Annotated in this window: 20 protein-coding genes; 8 read left to right on the top strand and 12 right to left on the bottom strand. The window is 66.0% G+C overall.

What is annotated here, in order from left to right:
• Nucleotides 1–28 precede the first annotated feature (28 nt).
• Nucleotides 29–2386 carry a penicillin-binding protein gene (locus CHB96_RS05990; protein WP_089244710.1) on the bottom strand — a complete coding sequence of 786 codons (2358 nt, stop codon included), beginning with the start codon at nt 2384–2386 and terminating at the stop codon, nt 29–31.
• 297 nt (nt 2387–2683) lie between these two features.
• Here CHB96_RS05990 and CHB96_RS05985 point away from each other — a divergent pair, with 297 nt between their 5' ends.
• Entirely contained in the window at nt 2684–3007 is a 324-nt protein-coding gene (locus CHB96_RS05985; protein ID WP_089244103.1) for a WhiB family transcriptional regulator, read from the top strand.
• Nucleotides 3008–3020: 13 nt separating this feature from the next.
• Here the strand turns inward: CHB96_RS05985 and bagB are convergent, their stop codons facing one another.
• The 5 genes from bagB to CHB96_RS05960 are packed head-to-tail and all read right to left on the bottom strand — an operon-like array spanning nt 3021 to nt 9356.
• Nucleotides 3021–4175: an ATPase BagB gene (gene bagB, locus CHB96_RS05980; protein ID WP_089244101.1), complete on the bottom strand. Its 1155-nt coding sequence runs from the start codon at nt 4173–4175 to the stop codon at nt 3021–3023.
• Nucleotides 4172–5179 carry an ATPase BagA gene (bagA, locus tag CHB96_RS05975; protein ID WP_089244099.1) on the bottom strand — a complete coding sequence of 336 codons (1008 nt, stop codon included), beginning with the start codon at nt 5177–5179 and terminating at the stop codon, nt 4172–4174. Before bagA ends, bagB begins: the two co-directional genes overlap by 4 nt.
• A gap of 48 nt (nt 5180–5227) precedes the next feature.
• A complete protein-coding gene (locus CHB96_RS05970; protein WP_089244097.1) occupies nt 5228–6586 on the bottom strand; it encodes a wax ester/triacylglycerol synthase domain-containing protein in 1359 nt (452 codons plus the stop codon).
• Nucleotides 6587–6614: 28 nt separating this feature from the next.
• Nucleotides 6615–7976 carry a wax ester/triacylglycerol synthase domain-containing protein gene (locus tag CHB96_RS05965; RefSeq protein WP_089244095.1) on the bottom strand — a complete coding sequence of 454 codons (1362 nt, stop codon included), beginning with the start codon at nt 7974–7976 and terminating at the stop codon, nt 6615–6617.
• A 12-nt stretch (nt 7977–7988) separates the two neighbouring features.
• Nucleotides 7989–9356, bottom strand: coding sequence for a condensation/DUF1298 domains-containing protein (locus tag CHB96_RS05960; RefSeq protein ID WP_089244093.1), 1368 nt, complete (start codon nt 9354–9356; stop codon nt 7989–7991).
• 59 nt (nt 9357–9415) lie between these two features.
• Between CHB96_RS05960 and sp36 the strand changes: the two genes are divergently transcribed.
• Nucleotides 9416–9583, top strand: coding sequence for a Sp36 family protein (sp36, locus tag CHB96_RS05955; RefSeq protein ID WP_089244091.1), 168 nt, complete (start codon nt 9416–9418; stop codon nt 9581–9583).
• Between the two features lie 3 nt (nt 9584–9586).
• Nucleotides 9587–10042: a RidA family protein gene (locus CHB96_RS05950; RefSeq protein ID WP_089244089.1), complete on the top strand. Its 456-nt coding sequence runs from the start codon at nt 9587–9589 to the stop codon at nt 10040–10042.
• 37 nt (nt 10043–10079) lie between these two features.
• Here CHB96_RS05950 and CHB96_RS05945 read toward each other — a convergent pair whose 3' ends face one another.
• The gene (locus CHB96_RS05945; RefSeq protein ID WP_089244087.1) at nt 10080–10937 is read right to left on the bottom strand and encodes a Gfo/Idh/MocA family protein; all 858 of its coding nucleotides are present in this window, start codon (nt 10935–10937) and stop codon (nt 10080–10082) included.
• A gap of 17 nt (nt 10938–10954) precedes the next feature.
• Here CHB96_RS05945 and CHB96_RS05940 point away from each other — a divergent pair, with 17 nt between their 5' ends.
• Nucleotides 10955–11734, top strand: coding sequence for an MBL fold metallo-hydrolase (locus CHB96_RS05940; RefSeq protein WP_089244085.1), 780 nt, complete (start codon nt 10955–10957; stop codon nt 11732–11734).
• Here the strand turns inward: CHB96_RS05940 and CHB96_RS05935 are convergent.
• Together CHB96_RS05935 and CHB96_RS05930 are read right to left on the bottom strand one after the other, a co-directional pair.
• Entirely contained in the window at nt 11731–12405 is a 675-nt protein-coding gene (locus CHB96_RS05935) for a Crp/Fnr family transcriptional regulator (protein WP_019662947.1), read from the bottom strand. The genes CHB96_RS05940 and CHB96_RS05935 overlap by 4 nt on opposite strands.
• Before the next feature lie 253 nt (nt 12406–12658).
• On the bottom strand, nt 12659–12919 hold the full coding sequence (locus CHB96_RS05930) for a hypothetical protein (RefSeq protein WP_089244083.1): 261 nt from the start codon (nt 12917–12919) through the stop codon (nt 12659–12661).
• 161 nt (nt 12920–13080) lie between these two features.
• Between CHB96_RS05930 and nth the strand changes: the two genes are divergently transcribed.
• Genes nth through CHB96_RS05910 form a run of 4 tightly spaced genes read left to right on the top strand, consistent with a single transcriptional unit; the run spans nt 13081 to nt 16335 of the window.
• Nucleotides 13081–13767: an endonuclease III gene (gene nth, locus CHB96_RS05925; protein ID WP_245865335.1), complete on the top strand. Its 687-nt coding sequence runs from the start codon at nt 13081–13083 to the stop codon at nt 13765–13767.
• Complete coding sequence (locus tag CHB96_RS05920) at nt 13764–14417, top strand: TlpA family protein disulfide reductase (protein WP_089244079.1); 654 nt, start codon at nt 13764–13766, stop codon at nt 14415–14417. The genes nth and CHB96_RS05920 overlap by 4 nt, the downstream gene beginning before the upstream one ends.
• Nucleotides 14414–15148: an NUDIX hydrolase gene (locus CHB96_RS05915; RefSeq protein WP_089244077.1), complete on the top strand. Its 735-nt coding sequence runs from the start codon at nt 14414–14416 to the stop codon at nt 15146–15148. Before CHB96_RS05920 ends, CHB96_RS05915 begins: the two co-directional genes overlap by 4 nt.
• The gene (locus CHB96_RS05910) at nt 15145–16335 is read left to right on the top strand and encodes a MarP family serine protease (protein WP_089244075.1); all 1191 of its coding nucleotides are present in this window, start codon (nt 15145–15147) and stop codon (nt 16333–16335) included. The genes CHB96_RS05915 and CHB96_RS05910 overlap by 4 nt, the downstream gene beginning before the upstream one ends.
• A gap of 64 nt (nt 16336–16399) precedes the next feature.
• Here the strand turns inward: CHB96_RS05910 and CHB96_RS05905 are convergent, their stop codons facing one another.
• From CHB96_RS05905 to CHB96_RS05895, 3 genes are all read right to left on the bottom strand, one after another.
• The gene (locus CHB96_RS05905) at nt 16400–17578 is read right to left on the bottom strand and encodes an acetyl-CoA C-acyltransferase (protein WP_089244073.1); all 1179 of its coding nucleotides are present in this window, start codon (nt 17576–17578) and stop codon (nt 16400–16402) included.
• A gap of 84 nt (nt 17579–17662) precedes the next feature.
• Nucleotides 17663–18592 (bottom strand): alpha/beta fold hydrolase, encoded by a 930-nt coding sequence (locus CHB96_RS05900; RefSeq protein ID WP_089244071.1) that lies wholly within the window; start codon nt 18590–18592, stop codon nt 17663–17665.
• A gap of 24 nt (nt 18593–18616) precedes the next feature.
• Nucleotides 18617–19120, bottom strand: a complete 504-nt coding sequence (locus CHB96_RS05895; protein WP_089244069.1) for a phage holin family protein — start codon at nt 19118–19120, stop codon at nt 18617–18619.
• Nucleotides 19121–19135: the final 15 nt, after the last annotated feature.

Raw genomic sequence — 19135 nt, 5'->3', positions numbered from 1 at the left:
CATAGTGGGTTATGCATTTCCGTGCACATCACCGCGGAGCGGTGAGACCCGGAATCGCCGGAATCTGGATGTTCGGCGGTAAGGCCGGGATCTCGATGTTCGGCAGGGCCGGGATCGCAGGAGCGGCCGGAGCCTGCCGGACGGAACCGTCACTGACGTAGATCGTGATGGCAGAGCCGGGTACCGCGGAACCCGACGGCGACTGCGACGTCACCGTTCCACGGGCTGCCGAACTCTCGCTCGTCGCGACCGTCACCTGGAATCCTGCACCCTGCAGCGTCGACGTGGCCGAACTCTGCGTCTGACCCGTGACGTCGGGGACCTGTCCGTTGGCCGATCCGCGCACGTACTTCTGATCCACCGGAGGCAGCTCGACGGGACCGAACTTGGTCGCCACAGGACTCATCGCGTTGTACCAGGTACGAGCAGGCTCGTTACCGCCATACAGGTTGCCGTCGCTGCACGGACGCAGTGGGAACGAGCAGATCTCACCGGGCGTCGGCGAGTCACCGTACGTGAGCACCGCAGCCGCGTACCGGTTGGTGAAACCGAGGAATCCCGACGACATGTGCGACTCGGTGGTACCGGTCTTACCGGCCATTGGAAGCGTCCATCCGACCGATCCGGCAGCGCCTGCCGACGTACCGCCCGGCTGATCGTCCTTGCTCATCGCGTTCGCCAGCGTGTTCGCGAGACCCGGCTCGACGACCTGCTCGCAGGCCTGCTGCGTCACGGGCACCTGCTTGCCCTCGCGATCGAACACGGAGTCGATGGGCGTCGGTGGGCACCACTTGCCGCCCGACGCGAGAGTCGCGGCCACATTGGACAGTTCGAGCGGGTTGACCCACGTCGGTCCGAGAGTGAACGAGCCGAGGTTCTGCGACTTCTGCATGTCGGCCATGCTCTGCTCACCGAAGCCGGACGTGTTGGGGTCGGCGTACGAACGCAGGCCAAGGCGCACGGCCATGTCGACGGTCGGCGTGACACCGACGGATTCGATCAACTTCACGAACGCGGTGTTCGGCGACTGAGCGAGCGCATCGGTGACCGACAGCTGTGCCGGGTAGTTACCGGCGTTCTCGACGCAGTAGGTGTTCGCGGGGCAACCACGGGCACCACCGTCGCCCAGTCCTCGGACCTCGGCGCGTCTGGGCACCTGCAACACGGCACTCGTGCCGAGACCACGTTCCATCGCGGCCGCCGTCGTGAAGACCTTGAAGATCGAGCCGGCGCCGTGACCGACGAGAGAGTACGGCTGGGCCTGCACGGTCTCGTCCGCGTCGGCGTCGAGACCGTAGGTTCGGCTGCTGCCCATCGCGAGAATGCGATGCGCATCCTGACCGGGCTCGACGACGTTCATGACGGTTGCGACGTCGTCGACCTTGGGGCTGGTGTTCGAGACCAGCGCGGCCTTGGTCGATTCCTGGACCTGAGGATCGAGCGTCGTGCGAATGAGATATCCGCCCTTGTCGATCTGCTCTCGGCTGATACCTGCGTTGGCCAGATACTGCAGCGCGTAGTCGCAGAAGAACCCGCGGTCACCCGCGGCGATGCAGCCGCGAGGAAGTGAATTGGGGGTCGGGAGCACGCCCAACGGCTCGGACTTGGCGGCACGGAACTCGTCGGCGCGTTCGGGGATGTTCTGGATCATCGTGTCCAGAACGATGTTCCGTCGCTCGGTGACGCCCTGCTCGTTGGTGTACGGGTTGAGCGCCGAGCTGGACTGCACCATGCCCGCGAGCATCGCGGACTGCTTGGCGTCCAGCTGGCTGGCGTCGATCCCGAAGTAGGTCTGCGCAGCGTCCTGGATGCCGAACGACGCATTGCCGAACGGAACGAGATTCAGATACCGCGTCAGAATCTCGTCCTTGGTCAGTTCCTTGTCGAGCGTCAGCGCCATCCGGATCTCGCGGATCTTACGAGCGGGCGTGGTCTCGATCGCGGCACGACGCTCGGCGTCGGTCTTCGCGACGACGAGCAGCTGATAGTTCTTGACGTACTGCTGATCGAGCGTCGACGCGCCCTGCTGGACCTGACCGCTCGTCGTGTTGGTCAGGAACGCGCGCAGCGTGCCCTGCCAGTCCACGCCCTGGTGCTCGGCGAAGCGCTTGTCCTCGATGGAGACGATGGCCAGCTTCATCTCGTTGGAGATCTGGTCGCTCGGCACCTCGAATCGGCGCTGCTCGTACAGCCACGCGATGGGATTGCCTGCGGCATCGACCATCGTGGACACGGCCGGGACAGCGCCCTCGACGAGTTCTGCCGACACGTTGTCCACGGTGTCGGCCGCGCGATTGGACGCGTAACCGAACCCTCCCGCCAGGGGGAACATGACGCCGGCCAACAGTGCACCTGCGAGTGCGGAACATCCGGCGAGCTTCGCCACGGTTTTTCCAACTGACACGTGGAACAGAGTACGTGTGTCGAGCCCCAGGTCCCAGGTGCAGTCCGACGGCCCGTCGCGGAAGCCCTGGTCGGGACGCGCGTACCAGAAAAGTGCCGTTGTCATCTTGCGTTCGACGCTGACTTTACCTAAATTATGAGCACGGTGTGATTCACATAACACTTGTATATGAATGTGGGGCAGCTCCCAGGTCGGTGTGCTTCGAGGGGTGAAGTGGCCGGTGAAAGGGGCTTGTGGAATGTCCAGCGAGGGCGTTCGAATTGCAAAGGGGTATCCGCAATGCACACGACAACAGCACCGGCGCGGCTCGATGTCGAAGAAGCAGAAGCTCGAATTGCGTGGGTGTCGCAGGCTAGGTGTTCGGGCACGGATCCTGACCAGCTTTTCGTCAGGGGGGCGGCGCAGCGTAAGGCCGCGACGATATGCAGGCATTGTCCTGTACTGATGCAGTGCGGAGCCGACGCACTGGACAATCGAGTGGAATTCGGCGTCTGGGGTGGGATGACCGAACGCCAACGGCGTGCATTGCTCAAACAACACCCCGAAGTCGAATCATGGGCCGACTTCTTCGAAACGCAGCGTCAGCAACAGGCCGCGATCTGATCCGACGTCCGCGTCAGGCCGATCGGGTCAACTGATCGGCCACGGCACGAAGCGCGTGCAGATCCGACACCTCGAACGGCAGCGACGGAACGCCGACGATCGGGACTCTCGGGTGCGCCGAGGTGAATCGGCGCAGCAGGCGTAGCTCCCGCGCCGCGGTCACCGCGCGTGCGGCGTGGATGCGCAGGATCGCCGCAGTCAGCGCGGCCGAGTCCTCGTCCAGGTCGCTCAGCTGATCCGCGGCCGTCGCTGCATGATCTGCGGGCAGCGCCGACAAGGTCGGGTGCGTTCGATTGAGCACCAGGCCTGCCAGCGGCATCCCCTCACCGCTGAGCCTGTCCACGAAGAACGCTGCTTCGCGCAGCGCGTCGGGCTCCGCCGCAGCGACCACGATGAAGCTGGTCCCCGGCGCCCTCAGTAGCTGATAGGTGCGCGTCGCACGTTCGCGGAATCCACCGAACATCGAATCCAGTGACTGCACGAAAGCCGATGCATCCGTGAGCATCTGGCTGCCGATCACCGTCGACACCCCGCGTAGAGCCAAGCTCATCGCACCCGTCACCATGCGCGTCAACCCACGGCCGGGGGCCATCAACAACCGAATGAACCGGCCGTCGAGGAACGACCCCAGTCGTTGGGGCGCGTCGAGAAAATCCAGAGCATTGCGCGACGGCGGGGTGTCCACGACGATCAGATCCCACGTCTTGTCGGCCGCGAGCTGGCCTAGCTTCTCCATCGCCATGTACTCCTGCGTTCCGGAGAACGACGACGCGACCGTTTGATAGAACGGGTTGGCCAATACCTGCTCGGCCTTCTCCGGCGTCGAATGCTCGATCACCATCTCGTCGAACGTGCGACGCATGTTCAGCATCATCGCGTGCAACTCACCCGTCGCGCCCTCCGGCAGCGTCACCGGCTGAGGCGAATTGTCCAACTCGCCGACGCCGAGAGCCTGCGCCAGACGCCGCGCCGGATCGATCGTCAGTACGACGACCCTGCGGCCCTGCTCGGCGGCCCGCAGTGCCATGGAGGCTGCCGTCGTCGTCTTCCCGACGCCGCCTGCGCCACACACCACCACGATGCGCGACGCCTCGTCCCGCAGGATCCTCTCGATGTCCAGGATCGGCGCGGCCTTGGAGGTCGTGGCGCCCGTAGCTGGTCGCGTCATTTCACACCCTGCTCTCTGAGCTCTGCGGCCAACTCGTACAACCCACCGAGGTCGACGCCGTCGGCCAACATCGGCAGGTGCAGTCGAGCCGTATCCAACTCGTCCAACTGCGCAGCGCTGTCGACCTGCGCGGCCAACGTCGACGCGTGCTCGATCGTCTCGGTCAGAAGCCCGGCGAAATCGTCGTCGGACAGCGAGATCCCCGTCTTCTCAAGTCCGATCCGGACGGCTGCCGCGTCGACGGTTCCGTGTGCCGCGTCGGCAAGCGCGTCCGACGCCAGATATGTCGGCTCGGTGCGATTGACGATGACGGTGCCGAGACGCAGATCCGCAGCCTCCAGCTCACGGACGGCATCGGCGGTCTCCTGCACCGGCAGGGCCTCCAGCAGCGTCACGAGGTGCACGACGGTGTCCGCGGAGTGCAGCAGTCGCACGACACCCTCGCTCTGCGAGCGAACCGGTCCGCCCTTCGCGAGATCGGCCATCGCCTTGGTGACGTCGAGGAAATTACCGATGCGTCCCGTCGGAGGGGAATCGACGACGACCTCGTCGTACGCGCGTTTGCCCGCCTTGTCGGTGCGCACGACGCATTCCTTGACCTTGCCGGTGAGCAGCACGTCGCGCAGACCAGGGGCGATCGTCGTCGCGAACTCGATAGCGCCGATCTTGCGCATTGCGCGCCCGGCGAAACCGAGGTTGTAGAACATGTCGAGATACTCGAGGAACGCGGTCTCGATGTCGATGGCGAGTGCGTAGACCTCACCTCCGCCGTCGGCGGATGCGACGCGCGTCTCGGTCGGCGGCAGCGGCGGGACGTCGAACAGCTGGGCTATGCCCTGACGGCCCTCGACCTCCACCAGCAGGACACGACGGCCGTCCGCTGCGAGCGCCAACGCGAGCGCGGCAGCGACCGTCGACTTTCCGGTGCCGCCCTTGCCCGAGACGAAATGAAGTCGCGCCGCGGCGGCCTTGTCCGGCCAACCGTCGAAACTCGAAGTACCCACACCACGACCATATAGACGAATCGCCGACTGCCCCGTCAGAAACGCACCTCAGCCGGTGGCCGCGGCGACGTCGATGACCGCTTGCTCGAGTATCTCGGCGTACCGCTCGTGGTCGGGCACGGTGTTGGGGCACGCCACGATGCACACCGAAAGCGCGTCGCCGAGGCCGTAGAAGCCGTGGGTGATCGAATGCCCCTCGCTGAGCATCGGAAAATCACCGGAGAACACCGCCCGCGCGCCGCAGACCTCGAGGTCGCGCGGACCGTGGTTGACGCTGACCATGATCGTGTTGGCGCCGACCGTCGTGCCCGTCGGGACGCGGCGTGCCCGGCGACGTCGTTGTGCGGCGAGGAACAGCGGTGCGGGGACCAGGTTTTCGGCCCGCGCCCAGCGCAGCAGCGTGTCGCCGGTCGCGCGTCGGCGGCCGTCGGCGAGGGACTCGCGGATCGACTCGGCTCGACGTCGGAGGTCGGGCTCGTCGGTGAAAAGGGCGACACCGGTCGTCACGACGCGGTTCGCGGCAGGCCAGTCGACGTCGTCGGGCATCGCGATCGGTACCCGCGCGTTGAAAGTCGACGGAATCTGCTCACCGAACTCCGCGAGAAACCGGGCGTTGGCGAGACCGAGCGCGGTGAGACCGAGCGTCGTCACCGACAGTCCAGGGCGTCTTAGCAGGCCCGAGTCGAACGTGAGTACATGGACGACCCGGCGCTGCGTCGGATCGTCGTTTCCGCGAACCGCCTCGACGGGGACGCCGTCGATGCCGACCTCTGGGCTGCGCCGAAATGCGCGGCGGGCTCGCGCGGCGAGGACGACGTAACGAATCGTGCGCACCGGCAGGGCACATGCCGCGCCGACGGCCCGTGCGCTGAGCGTGCGGGTGCTCGTCGGATCGCCGTGACCCGGCAATGCCGGCGTCGGCTCGGGCGGTGCGAACAGTGCTCGCGCGAGCTGACCTGCGCCGACACCGGCCGTCAAGGCATGCGTGACCTGCACGATCACGACGGTCGGCGCGCCGACGGTCCTCGGCGCATCGGCCAGACCGTGTACGACGTGCAGGCGCCACGCCTGCTCGGCCGCGTCCAGCGGTGACTCCTTCAACTGGCCCAGCAGGTCCTCCATGTCGGCCCACGTGCGGCCGGACATGTCGTGGCGGACGACCCGGGCGTCGAATTCGCTGTCGTCGGCGACCCAGTGGGGAAAGTCGAGGTCGAACGGCACTCGCGCGATTCGACGGTTCAGCTCCGGAACGCTGCGCGCGCGAGCGTGGACGTGGTCGACGATGTCGCGCACCGCAGGCGCGTCGCCGATGGGCGAGTCGAAGACGACCATCGTGTAGTGATCACGCGAGCCGTCCTCGGCAGCGAAGAAGTGGTAGGCAGCATCCAGAAGATCGAGACGACTCACACCCCGAACACTGTCACGGGAGTGCGCGTCAGGTTCGGCCGGCCGTCGCCTCGGCTACGTCCGTCACGGCCGCCACGAGGATCTCCGAGTAGCGTTCGTGGTCCGGAAAGGTGTCGGGGCACGCGACGACGCACACCGAGATGGTGTCACCGAGTCCGTAGAACCCGTGCGTCAACGAACGAGCGGGCCCGAGCATCGGGAACCCCGCAGTGAACAACGCAGGCGCGCCGCACAATTCGAGGTCCTTTGTACCCCGGTCCACGCTGATCACCGTCGAGTTCGTCAGAACTGTCTCCGGCACGGAGTGATTCGGCCGCACGCGTCGAGCAGTCAGTTTCTTCATCGCCAGGAAGACCGGAGCCGGTATGAGATTCTCTGCGCTGATCCAGCGAAGAAGCAGTGGGTCGGTCATCTCGGCGCGGGTCCGGCGGAGAGACGCGCGGATCGCCTGCGCTCGTTCGCGTAGATCGGGCGTCGTCACGTGCAGGTCGACGGCGCCGTTGACGACGCGATTGACGGCGTTCCACGGTGAGTCGTCGGGAACGGCCATCGGCACAAGAGAATTCAACGTGTCAGGCGTCGTGTCGCCGACGGCGTCGAGGTAGCGTTCGGTGGCGAGGCTCACCGCCGTCAGTGCCAAGGTCGTCACCGACAGCGTCGACTGCGTTAAAAGACCTGGGGCACAGACGTGTACGTGCGACACGCGTGAGGGCGTCGGGTCGGCGTTGCCGCGGATGCCGGGTCGATGCGAATCGCGTTGCAGCGGCTCGAAACCGTGCTCGTGAGCGTATGCGCGACGGGCTTTCCGTGCGGCCAGTCGAGCGGCCGCGGTGCGAATCGGCAGCGTGAGGGCGGAGCCGACGGCAGCGGGAACGAGGGAACGCACCGTGCCGACGTGTGCCCGGGCCGTCGAGTCGGGGGTCGGTGCGAACAGCATGCGCGCCAACTGCGATGCGCCGCGGCCGTCCGCGACTGCATGGCTCACCTGGAAGACGACGACAATGGACGTGCCGGAGGTCTGGGGCACCTCGGACACGTCGCGGGCGACATGGACGCGCCACGCCGCTTCGGTGGCATCGACGGGGTCGGTGACGAGTCGGTCCACGGCGCGTCGAAAGTCGTTCCAGGTACGCGCATCCGAGATCTCGAACACATGCGAAGCCGCAGGCGCATCGTCATGCACCCAGCGGGGAAAATCCAGATTTCCGGGCACTTCGACGATTCGCTTCGTGAGTTCCGGAATCGCTGCGGCACGAGTAGAGATGAAATCGGAGATCTGCCCGAATGTCGGCATCTCTCCGGTCACGGCGAAGGCGACGAGCACGTACTGGTCGCGCGAGGCATCCCCGGAGTAGTGGAACGAGGCGTCGATGATGTCGAGGCGGCTCACGGGAGCACTCTCTCACATCTCGTGGATCGTTTCGACGAGCAGTTCCACGTAGCGGTCGTGATCGGGTACCACATCCGGGCACGCAAGCACGACGACGGTGATGATGTCCCCGCCGCCGAAAAAGCCATGCACGAGCGGCCGATTCGTCGTCAGCATCGGGGTACCCGATCCGAATGCCAAACGACTACCGCACAGTTCGAGTACCGGTCGTGCACGCCCGCGATCCACGCTGACCACGTTCGTGTGGGTCCAGAAGGTCGTGGGAGCAACGGTCTTTCTACGTTGCCGAAGACGTTGTGCGGCAAGGACGACCGGTGCAGGTAGCGTCTCCTCCGCGCGAGCCATCGCGAGCAACTCGTTCGACGTGACGCGTCGTCGTTCGGAGGCAACGGATTCCGCGATGAGGAGCGCGCGTTTCGGCAGATCCGACTCGCCTGGATGCAGATTCACGACGCCGGACAGAGCGCGATTGGCCGACGACCACTCGGTGTCGGGACTCAGAGCGATCGGCACTGCGGCATTCAGGACGGTGGGGACCTCGTCACCGTGTTCGCGCAGATACTTCTCCGTCGTCGATCCGACCGCAGCCAAGGCCACCGCGGTGACCGGAATGCCTCTGTCTCGCAATGCCGATGCAGGGAGTGGAACCACATGGACAGCTCGCCTGGTCGTCGGATCGGCCGTCAGACGCGTCGCCCGGCCTGGACGCACCGGTGCAGCGAGCTCGGACCGTTTGGCCGAGTAGGCTTTTCGAGCTGCTCTGATCCGAATTCCGTACTTCGCGACGCGAACCGGGGCGGCGAGGACCGCTGCCGTCGCGGCGAGTAACGGGCGCCGCGGACGCACGGCCGGCGTATGGCCGGGCAGCAGTGCACCCAGGGCGTCGGAGGGGGTCCCCTCTGGTGCGAAGAGGGCGCTGGAGATTCGCGTCAGACCGAGACCGTCCGTCATCGCGTGACTGACCTGCAGCACGGCGACCGTCGCGACCCCGTCGACCATCGGCACGTCGAGGACGCCCCGCAGGACATGCAGGTGCCAGGCCCGGACCCGAGCGTCGAGCCTGGTTTCCAGGATCGCCGACACGCGCTGCTGGCACTCGGCCCACGATCCGTCGGTGAGATCGTGGTCGGACAGATGGTCGTCAGTGGCGCTGTCGCTGGGCACCCACGACGGAAAGTCCATTCTCAGTGGAGCCTCCCGGAGTGCGATGTTCAACGCGGGAACGAGAGGCCGTCGCGCGACGACATGTGCTCGAATCCCGTCGAACGTGGGAGGGTCGCCTCGGTGGGCGTCGAACACGTAGATCCCGTACATGTCCGTCGACCCGCCGTCTGCGCTCAGATAGTGGAACGCAGCGTCCTTGATGTCCAGTTTGCCCATGGTGCATCGGACCTTAAGGCGCACTGCGCTGCGGCGCCAGCGGCAGCTAGGCTCAGCCCATGAGCGAAAAGATCACCTGGGAATACTTCACGGCACCGGTTCTGATTCATGCGACGAAGCAGATCCTGGACAACTACGGCGCCGAGGGCTGGGAGCTCGTCACCATCATGTCCGGCCCCAACGGCGGCGACACGTTGGTGGCCTACTTCAAGCGCCCGAAGGGCTGACGGATGGCTGACTGGTCGACGCGCCTGGCCGAACTCGGAATCGAACTTCCGTCCGTCGTTCCTCCGCTCGCGGCCTACATTCCAGCGGTGCAGACGGGTTCGCTCGTCTACACGTCGGGACAGTTGCCGCTCGTGGCAGGGGAACTGACCGCGACCGGCAAGGTTGGCGCCGAGGTGTCCGCGGAGGACGCCACCGAGGCCGCTCGTGTGTGCGCACTCAACGCGCTCGCCGCGATCGACGCCCTCGTCGGGGTCGATGCGATCAAACGAGTCGTCAAGGTCGTCGGTTTCGTCGCGTCGGCGCCGGGGTTCACCGGGCAGCCCGGTGTGATCAACGGGTCGTCGAACATCATCGGCGAGATCTTCGGTGACGCGGGCAAGCATGCCCGGTCTGCCGTCGGCGTCGCGGAGCTACCGCTGGGTGCTCCCGTCGAGGTCGAGCTGATCGTCGAGGTATAGGCGACTTCGTCGCATGTGCACGAAAATACATAGGGGGCTATGTATTTTCGTGCACATGCGCAAGCACCTTCTGCAGGTGCAATCCCCGCTGCACCGAGCAGGAGTGCTCGGTTCCGGACTCGATCGACTCCAGGAGCTCGTCGAGCAGAACCGCGAAGCAGTCCGTCGCAGACGTCGACCTGTCGGCCAACGACACGACGCCGTCGCTGCCGCTCAACTCCACGCGAAACAGTGACGGCTGCACCGGCGTCCGCAGAGACATCAGCGATGTACTGACCGCACCTCCTGCGTGCTCGAGCACGATCGTCCACGCGTCCGACGCCCTGTCCCACCGCGACAGTGCGACGCCGGTGATCGAACCCAGCGCGACGTCCAGCAGATCGAAGATGTGCGGTCCGACGTCGAACAACGCCCCGTCTCGGTGACGCCACTCCGACAGCGAGTACTCGCCGCCCAACACCGCGCCCGACAGCCACGTCCCCGACCCGGCGCTGAAATCCTGCCCGCGTGCAGCGGCCAGGAACGCGCGAGTCTCCGGCGCGAATCGACGCGTCAGCGCCACGATCGACCGAACCGAAGCCTGCCGGACGGCATCTGCCAGACGCTCGGCATCGTCGAGAGTTGCGGCGATCGGCTTGTCCAACAGCACATGCCTGCCGGCTTCGGCAGCGGCGACGGCCATCGGCCCCTGCACTTCCGGCGGCACAGCGAACGAGACGGCGTCGACGTCGGCGAGCAATGCGTCGTAACTGTCGTACACCGGCGCTCCGAGTGCCGCGGCCGCGTCGGGACGTCGCGCCCACACACCGACGAACTCGACGCCTGCATGTGCGGCCAGCGCGGGACCGTGCGTCGACCGTGCCCAGGGGCCTGCACCTACCAGTCCGATTCTCATGCTCTTAAAGTACGGGCATGACACTCGCGCACCCGGCATACGGTCAGCTCCGGCAGGTGACCGACACGGCAGCGGTTCTGCTCGCCGACAACCCAGGCAAGATGACGCTCGACGGCACCAACACGTGGATTCTCCGCGCGCCGGGGAGTGAGAATGTCGTCGTCGTCGATCCGGGACCGAAGGACTCCGAGCATCTCGACGCGGTGGCGTCGACCGGGAACGTCGTTCTCGCGCTCGTGACGCACCGGCACAAGGACCACACGGGCGGGCTGAAGAGGTTTCACAGGAAGACGGGCGCGCCGATTCGCGCGCTGTCGGAGAAGTACGTCCACGGCAGCACACCGCTGACGGACGGTGAAGTGATCGAGGCAGCGGGTCTGCGCATCACCGTGCTCGCGACGCCGGGGCACACCGCGGATTCGGTCAGCTTCGTCCTCGACGACGCGGTTCTCACCGGCGACACGATCCTCGGCCGCGGTACGACAGTGCTCGACCCGAAGGACGGCACTCTGGCCGACTATCTGAACTCGCTGGACCGGCTCGAAACCGCAGGAGAAGGCAAACTCGCGCTACCCGGGCACGGCGCCGAGGTCCCCGACACCGCGGAGGTCGCGCGGTTCTACCGAAAGCACCGGCTGGAGCGTCTGGAGCAGATCAAGGCAGCGCTCGCGCAGCTCGGCAACGACGCCAAGCCGATGCAGGTGGTGAAGCACGTCTATGCGGACGTCGACAAGAAGCTGTGGCCAGCTGCGCGGATGTCGGTCAAAGCGCAGCTGACCTACCTACGGGAGAACTAGCGCGCGCGACGTGCGAGACGCTCGGAGTCCGAGATCAGCACGCTCTTGCCTTCGAGGCGCAGCCATCCGCGGTGCGCGAAGTCGGCAAGAGCCTTGTTGACGGTCTCGCGAGATGCGCCGACGAGCTGTGCGATCTCTTCCTGCGTCAGGTCGTGCGTGACGCGGAGCGAGCCGGCTTCCTGGGTGCCGAAGCGCTGAGCGAGCTGCAGCAGTGCCTTGGCGACGCGGCCGGGTACGTCGGTGAAGATCAGGTCCGCGAGGTTGTTGTTGGTTCGACGCAAGCGACGGGCCAACACGCGCAGCAGCTGCTCGGCGATCTCGGGGCGCTGATCGATCCATGCCTTGAGTGCGTCGCGGTCCATGCTCACGGCACGCACCTCGGTGACCGTCGTCGCGGTCGACGTGCGGGGGCCGGGATCGAAGATCGACAGCTCACCGAACATGTCCGACGGGCCCATGATCGTCAGCAGATTCTCACGTCCGTCAGGAGAGCGACGACCGAGCTTGATCTTGCCGGAGACGATGATGTACAGCCGATCTCCCGGCTCACCCTCGTTGAAGACCACGTGTCCACGGGGGAAATCGACCGGCTGCAGCTGCTTCGTCAGCGCCGCTACCGCCGAGGGCTCGACTCCTTGGAAGATGCCGGCCCGTGCCAGGACGTCGTCCACTTGCGCTCCTTTTGGGATGTCGTCGAACCGGTCACCCGTGCCGACGAAGGCGTTTCACGCGGCATGGATCCGTCGGTCTCGCGACGTCCGAACCCACGCCAGTAATCAAACATGACAATTATCTCGGTGAAGTCTACTTCGCCGAGATCGGAAGCGAGTGATCGGCGCCACCGGAAGTTCGTGAAGAAATCGCACGTAAATGGGCGTTAACCGAAATTTCACTCGATGAACACTGGTTTCGGGGTAGGAGAAGTCAGCTTGCGCGCTGGTCCGCCAGGTCCTCGGAGCTCGAGGTGACCGGCGCCCGGCGCTTGCGGTCGTTGAAGCGATCCAGTGCGTGTGGCATGCCCTCGTTCGCGAGTGTCGCGACCTCCGAGGAGCTGGCCTGATCGAGAAATTCCTGCACCTCTTGTTCGTGAACTCCCAGCTTGCTCAACCTGAACTCCACACGCTCCATGGCGAGCGCGAACATCATCAGGAGCACTGGAAAGAGCACCACGGCGAGTCCTTGCATACCGAGCAGTAAACACCCAGAAGGTCTCGATAAGAACACAGGGCAGATTCGTTGCCGATTCTTGTCCGTACAGTTGTGGAGTGAAATCGACAGCCCCGAAAGCCCTCGACGTGCGCAAACGTGAGGAGACGCGATTGGGGCTCGTGCGACGCGCCAGACGCATGAATCGCGAGCTGGCCCGCGAGTTTCCGCATGTGTACTGCGAACTCGACTTCACCAATCCGCTGGAATTGGCCGTCGCGACGATCCTGTCGGCGCAATGCACCGATAAACGCGTCAACATGGTGACGCCCGGTCTGTTCGTGAGATATCGCACTGCGCGGGACTACGCCGAAGCGGACAGAACGGAACTCGAGGAGTACATCCGAACGACCGGCTTCTATCGAAACAAGGCCAACTCGTTGATCGGTCTCGGGTCGGCGCTTCTCGAGAGGTTCGACGGAGAGGTTCCGGCGAACCTGAAGGACCTCGTCACGCTGCCGGGTATCGGCCGGAAGACCGCGAACGTCGTCCTCGGCAACGCGTTCGACGTCCCGGGAATCACCGTCGACACTCACTTCGGCAGGCTCGTTCGCCGCTGGCAGTGGACCGAGGAGGAGGACCCGGTCAAGGTCGAGCACGCAGTCGGCGCCCTCATCGAGCGCAAGGAATGGACACTGCTGTCGCACCGCGTGATCTTCCACGGCCGGCGTGTATGCCATGCGCGGAAACCGGCGTGCGGTGTCTGCATACTCGCGAAGGACTGCCCGTCGTACGGGCTGGGACCCGTCGACAAGGTAGCTGCGGCGGCGTTGGTGAAGGGACCCGAGACGGACCACATCCTCGAATTGGCCGGAATCGAGTCATGAGCGGTTCTGCTGCACGGTGGTCTCTTGCGGCGCTCCTCGTGGTCGTCGCCCTCGTGTTCGCGATCTGGCCCCGTGGCGACGACACGCCGACGACGGCGACCGGCCCCGGGCAAGGCACTCCCGTCGTCGAGGAACGCCGCGACTCCGACACCGCGGAAGCCCTCGCGCCGTTGCGTGAGCGAGCAGACCTCGACCCATGCCCTCCTGCGGGCGCCGATGCCTCGGGACCGCTGGCCGGGATCGTGCTCGAATGCATCGGCGACGGCAGCCGCGTCGACCTGGGTCAGGCCCTCGCGGGCAAGCCTGCGCTGATCAATCTGTGGGCGTACTGGTGTGGGCCGTGTGCCGAAGAGTTGCCGCACCTGCAGGAATACGCCGACAGTGTCGCGGACCAGCTGACCGTCCTCACGGTGCACCAGGATCGGAACGAAGCGAACGGACTGACCAAGCTCGCGGACTACGGCGTCCATCTCCCCGGTGTGCAGGACGGGGCAGGTCGTATAGCGACAGCCGTCGGCGCGCCGAGCGTGCTACCGGTGTCGGTTCTGATCGACGCGGATGGCAATGTCGCCAGAGTGTTGCCACAACCTTTTCGAAGCGTCGACGAGATCGCCGACGCCGTCCGCACCGACCTCGGTATCGCCCGGTGACCGCGCCGCAATGGCTACACGCCGTCGTCGACGCAGCGGGAGGCGAGCACGGGCTCGCCGACACACACGGCATCAACCCTGTCCTGCAACGTAAGGCGGCCGGTTCCGAGCCGACGCGTCCCGCGTCCGTGCTTGTGCTGTTCGGTGGGTCTTACGACGCCGACCCGACGTCCAAGGGCGGCCTGCCCGCCGACGCCGACATCCTGCTGACGCAGCGGGCCGCGACGCTGCGACAACACAGCGGCCAGGTCGCGTTCCCCGGAGGCGCGACCGATCCCGGTGACGAGTCTCCGACGGCGACGGCGTTGCGCGAGGCCAGAGAAGAGACCGGTCTCGACCCGGCCGGAGTCCAACCGCTCGCGACGATGCCGGGCATCTACGTGCCGCCGTCGCGTTTCGACGTCGTACCCGTCCTCGCCTACTGGCGGACTCCCAGTCGCGTCGGAGTCGTCGACACCGCCGAGGCCGAACGCGTCGTCCGAGTGCCGGTGCGCGACCTGCTCGACCCCGACAACCGATTCCAGGTCCGGCATCCCGCCGGATATCAAGGTCCGGCCTTCGCCGTCGACGGGATGCTCGTGTGGGGCTTCACCGGCGGTATTCTGGCTGGTCTCCTGGCCGTGTCCGGCTGGGAAACCGCATGGGACACATCGGACATTCGTGATCTGGAGGCGAGTTTGGCTGCCGTAGATGCCGGTTTGAACGGTCGGTCCGCAGGATTGGACCAGTGACCGGCGGGGCGTGGGTCGATCTCGCGGTCGTCGGAATCGCACTGCTGGCCGCGACGTCGGGATGGCGCCAGGGTGCGGTGGCGTCGGCGATGGCTTTTCTGGGTGTCGTGCTCGGAGCGGTCGCCGGAATCCTCATCGCGCCACACGTTCTGGAGTACGTCGACGGCACGAGGCTGCGGGTGTTCGTGGGTATCGCGTTGATCGTGGTGCTCGTCATCATCGGCGAGGTCTCCGGAATGGTGCTCGGTCGAGCGCTGCGTAGCGGAATGCATTCGCGCGGTGCCCGATCCGTCGACAGCGTCGTCGGTGCGGTCCTCCAAGCCGCAGCCGTACTCGCGGCGGCGTGGCTGCTGGCGATTCCGCTGACGTCGTCGTCGCAGCCGGAAGTGGCCACTGCCGTGCGCAGTTCGCAGGTGCTCGGCAAGGTCGACGAGGTTGCACCACAATGGCTTCGCGGGATTCCCAAGGAGTTCTCCGCGCTGCTCGACACGTCCGGGCTGCCCGACGTCATCGGCCCGTTCGGTCGTACTCCGGTGGCGAACGTCGAGCCGCCCGATCCCGCGTTGCAGGCGAGTCCGCTGGTCGGGCAATTGCAGCAGAGTGTGCTGAAAATCAGCGGCGTCGCACCGAGCTGCCAGAAGGCGCTCGAAGGATCGGGATTCGTCGTGGCACCGGAGATCGTCATGACCAACGCCCACGTCGTCGCCGGAACCGAAGGCGTCACGGTCGATTCGCTCGGCACCGTCTACGACGCCGAAGTCGTGCTGTTCGATCCCGAGGAAGACGTTGCGATCCTGCGCGTTCCCGGCCTCGATGCACCCGTCCTGAACTTCTCGTCGCAGCCCGCGGTGTCGGGGGAGAGTGCCATCGTGCTCGGCTACCCGGGCGGCGGGCCGTACACCGCGAGCCCGGCGCGTATCCGCGAGACGTTGAACCTCGAAGGACCGGACATCTACCGGACCGGAACCGTCGAGCGGCAGGTGTACACCGTCCGCGGCTCGGTGCGGCAGGGCAACTCCGGTGGGCCGCTCGTCGCCGAGGACGGCCAGGTGCTCGGACTCGTGTTCGGCGCGGCCGTCGACGACCCCGAGACCGGCTTCGTTCTGACCGCCAGTGAGGTCGCCGACGAGTTCGCCGAGGGCATGAGCAGCTCGGTTTCAGTCGGGACTGGGGTTTGCATCGTGTAGGGCGGCTGCGCCGCCATGTGCACGAAAATACATAGCCCTGTATGTATTTCCGCGCACATGGGCGTCAGCCCCTGAGAATCAGCGCGTTCCCTTGACCGCCGCCGCCGCACAGGGCGGCTGCTCCGACGCCACCGCCGCGCCGCTTCAGCGAGTGCGCGAGCGAGAGCGCCAGGCGAGCGCCCGACATCCCGACGGGATGGCCGAGCGCGATCGCGCCGCCGTGGATGTTGACCTTGTCGGCATCGAGTCCGAGCTGGCCGACCGAGGCCAGCGCGACACCGGCGAACGCTTCGTTGATCTCGACGAGATCCAGATCGCCGACCTTCAGGTCACCGTCCTTCTCGAGCGCCTTGGCGATCGCGTTGGCGGGCTGGTGCAGCAGTGACGTGTCGGGTCCGGCGACGAAGGCCGAAGTCCCCAATTCAGCGAGCCACTCGAGACCGAGTTCCTGAGCTTTGGTCTTGCTCATCAACACCACCGCGGCGGCACCGTCGGACAGCTGTGACGCAGACCCGGCGGTGATGGTGCCGTCGGCGAGGAACGCCGGGCGAAGCTTGCCGAGGCTTTCGGCGGTCGTGCCGGCGCGGATACCTTCGTCGTCGGTGACGGTGGTGGTTCCGCGTCGGCTCTTGATCTCGACGGGGACGATCTCGTCGGCGAAGGTCTTGTCTTCGGTTGCCGCTGCGGCGAGTTCGTGGGAGCGGGCGGCGAATGCGTCCTGGCCCGCGCGATCGAGGTCGGTGCCCTGGACGTAGCGGTCGGTGGCTTCGCCCATGGAGACGTCGTCGAAGGCGCAGATGAGGGCGTCGCGGTCGAGTGCGTCGTCGAGCGCAGCCGAGCCGTAGCGGAATCCGGTACGTGCGCCACGGGCGAGGTAGGGAGCGTTCGTCATCGACTCCATGCCGCCTGCGACGACGATGTCGGCGTCTCCGGACTTGATGAGCCGGTCGGCGTCGATGATGGCCTGCAGCCCGGACAGGCACAGGTTGTTGATTGTGATCGCCGGGGTGGTCAGGGGGATGTCCGCGGCGGCTGCGGCTTGGCGTGCCGGGTTGGGTCCGACGCCTGCCTGGACGACGTTGCCCATGATGACCGCGTCGACTGCCGATGCGTCGACGCCTGCCTTGGTGAGTGCGCCGCGGATCGCGTGCGCGCCCAGGTCGGCGGCACTGAGCGACGCGAGCGCTCCGGCGAGCTTCCCGATCGGCGTCCGTGCGCCTGCTACCAATACGGTTTCTGTCATCTACATCTCCCCTGATCGTCGGATGAGATGCACATTACTTGCACGTCCTAGGATCAGCCGGCCGGGCCAGGAATTCTGCGTCCCTCAGTCGCGGCAGAGAGCCAGAAGCTGCTCGGTGACCTCGTCGTGGGATTCCTGATGCACGTAGTGACCCGCGCCGACGACGGTATGCAGACGCTGCTGCGGCGCCCATCTCGCGTCGGCACCGACGGTCCGCGACAGCACGTACGGGTCGCGGTCACCGTGGATCTGCAGCACAGGGATGTCGAGCCGAGTGTTCATCGCCTGCATGAATCGCCTACCGTCGGATCGGAACTGACTACGGAACGCCCAGCGCTGATACTCCAGCGCACAGTGGGCGGCACCGGCGATTCGAATTGCCGACCGCATCTGCGTCACGACGTCGTCGAACTCGTCGGTGTTCTGCCAGGCGTCGGATGTCCGGGCGCGGAGAACATGTTCGACGGCAATCCCGTCGTTCTTGGTCAACGCGCGCTCGGGCGCAATCGGAACCTGGTAGCGCAGAAAGTACGGAAGCAGTGCGCGTCGTTGCGCCTTGTCGCGCAGTACGGACCGACGCAGCGCGATGGGGTGGGGGGATGCGACCAATCCGATCGCCCGTGTCATTCGGGGGTGCAGCGCCGCCGTCGCCCAGCAGACCAGACCCCCGTCGGCATGCCCGACGAGCGTCGCCTTGCCGTAACCGAGAGCTCGAATGAGGCCGACGACGTCACCGGCCAGAGTCCAGCCGTCGTAACCGCGGGGCGGCTTGTCGCTGTCGCCGTAACCACGCAGGTCGACGGCCACAGCGCGGTACCCGGCCCGCGACAGTGCCGTCAGCTGATGACGCCACGACCACCAGAAGTCGGCGAAACCGTGCAACAGCACGACGAGCGGGGCATCCGACGGCACATCCGCCGCCTCGACGACGTGGAAGCGGATGCCGTTCGCATGTACATCGCGGTGGATCCACGGCCCACCGAAGCGAACGGTGGACGGATCAGGCTGAATCATCGGCGAGCCCCGCGGCGTGCGTCGCTACTTCTTGTAACCGGGGATACCGGGTGTGGACTCGTGCTGGCTGGGCAGAACCGTCGAAGCCTGCTTCAGCGAGTCGATGGTCTTCTCCGGCTTCCGCAGCTTCTTGACGCGTCGGTATCCGAGGAACGCGAAGATCGCGGCGACCAACACCATGAAGACGAACACGATCAGGAACGCGGCCCACCGGGGCAGCCAGATGTCGAGCGTCTCGGCAGCGAAGAAGAAGAAGAAGAAGGCACTGAAGATCAGCACGGCCAGTGCGAGCAGGAAGAACAGGCTGCCCTGCAGGCCCTTCTTGATCTCGCCGGTGACCTCGGCCTTGGCGAGCTCGACCTCGGCGCGGACCAGCGTGGAGACCTGCGCCGTCGCGTCCTTGACGAGGTTGCCGATGCTGCCGGTGCCCGGGGCGCGATAGTCCGGATCCGACAGAGGGATCGACGAGATCGTGTTCGGTACGCCCTCCGGGTATGCAGTTCCATTGCCGCGATTGGTCTCGCTCAACTTCTCGACCCCTCC

This window comes from Rhodococcoides kyotonense (genome assembly GCF_900188125.1).
Lineage (GTDB): Bacteria > Actinomycetota > Actinomycetes > Mycobacteriales > Mycobacteriaceae > Rhodococcoides > Rhodococcoides kyotonense.
Note: the sequence above shows the minus strand (reverse complement) of the source record. Positions and strands in the feature narration are given on the sequence as shown.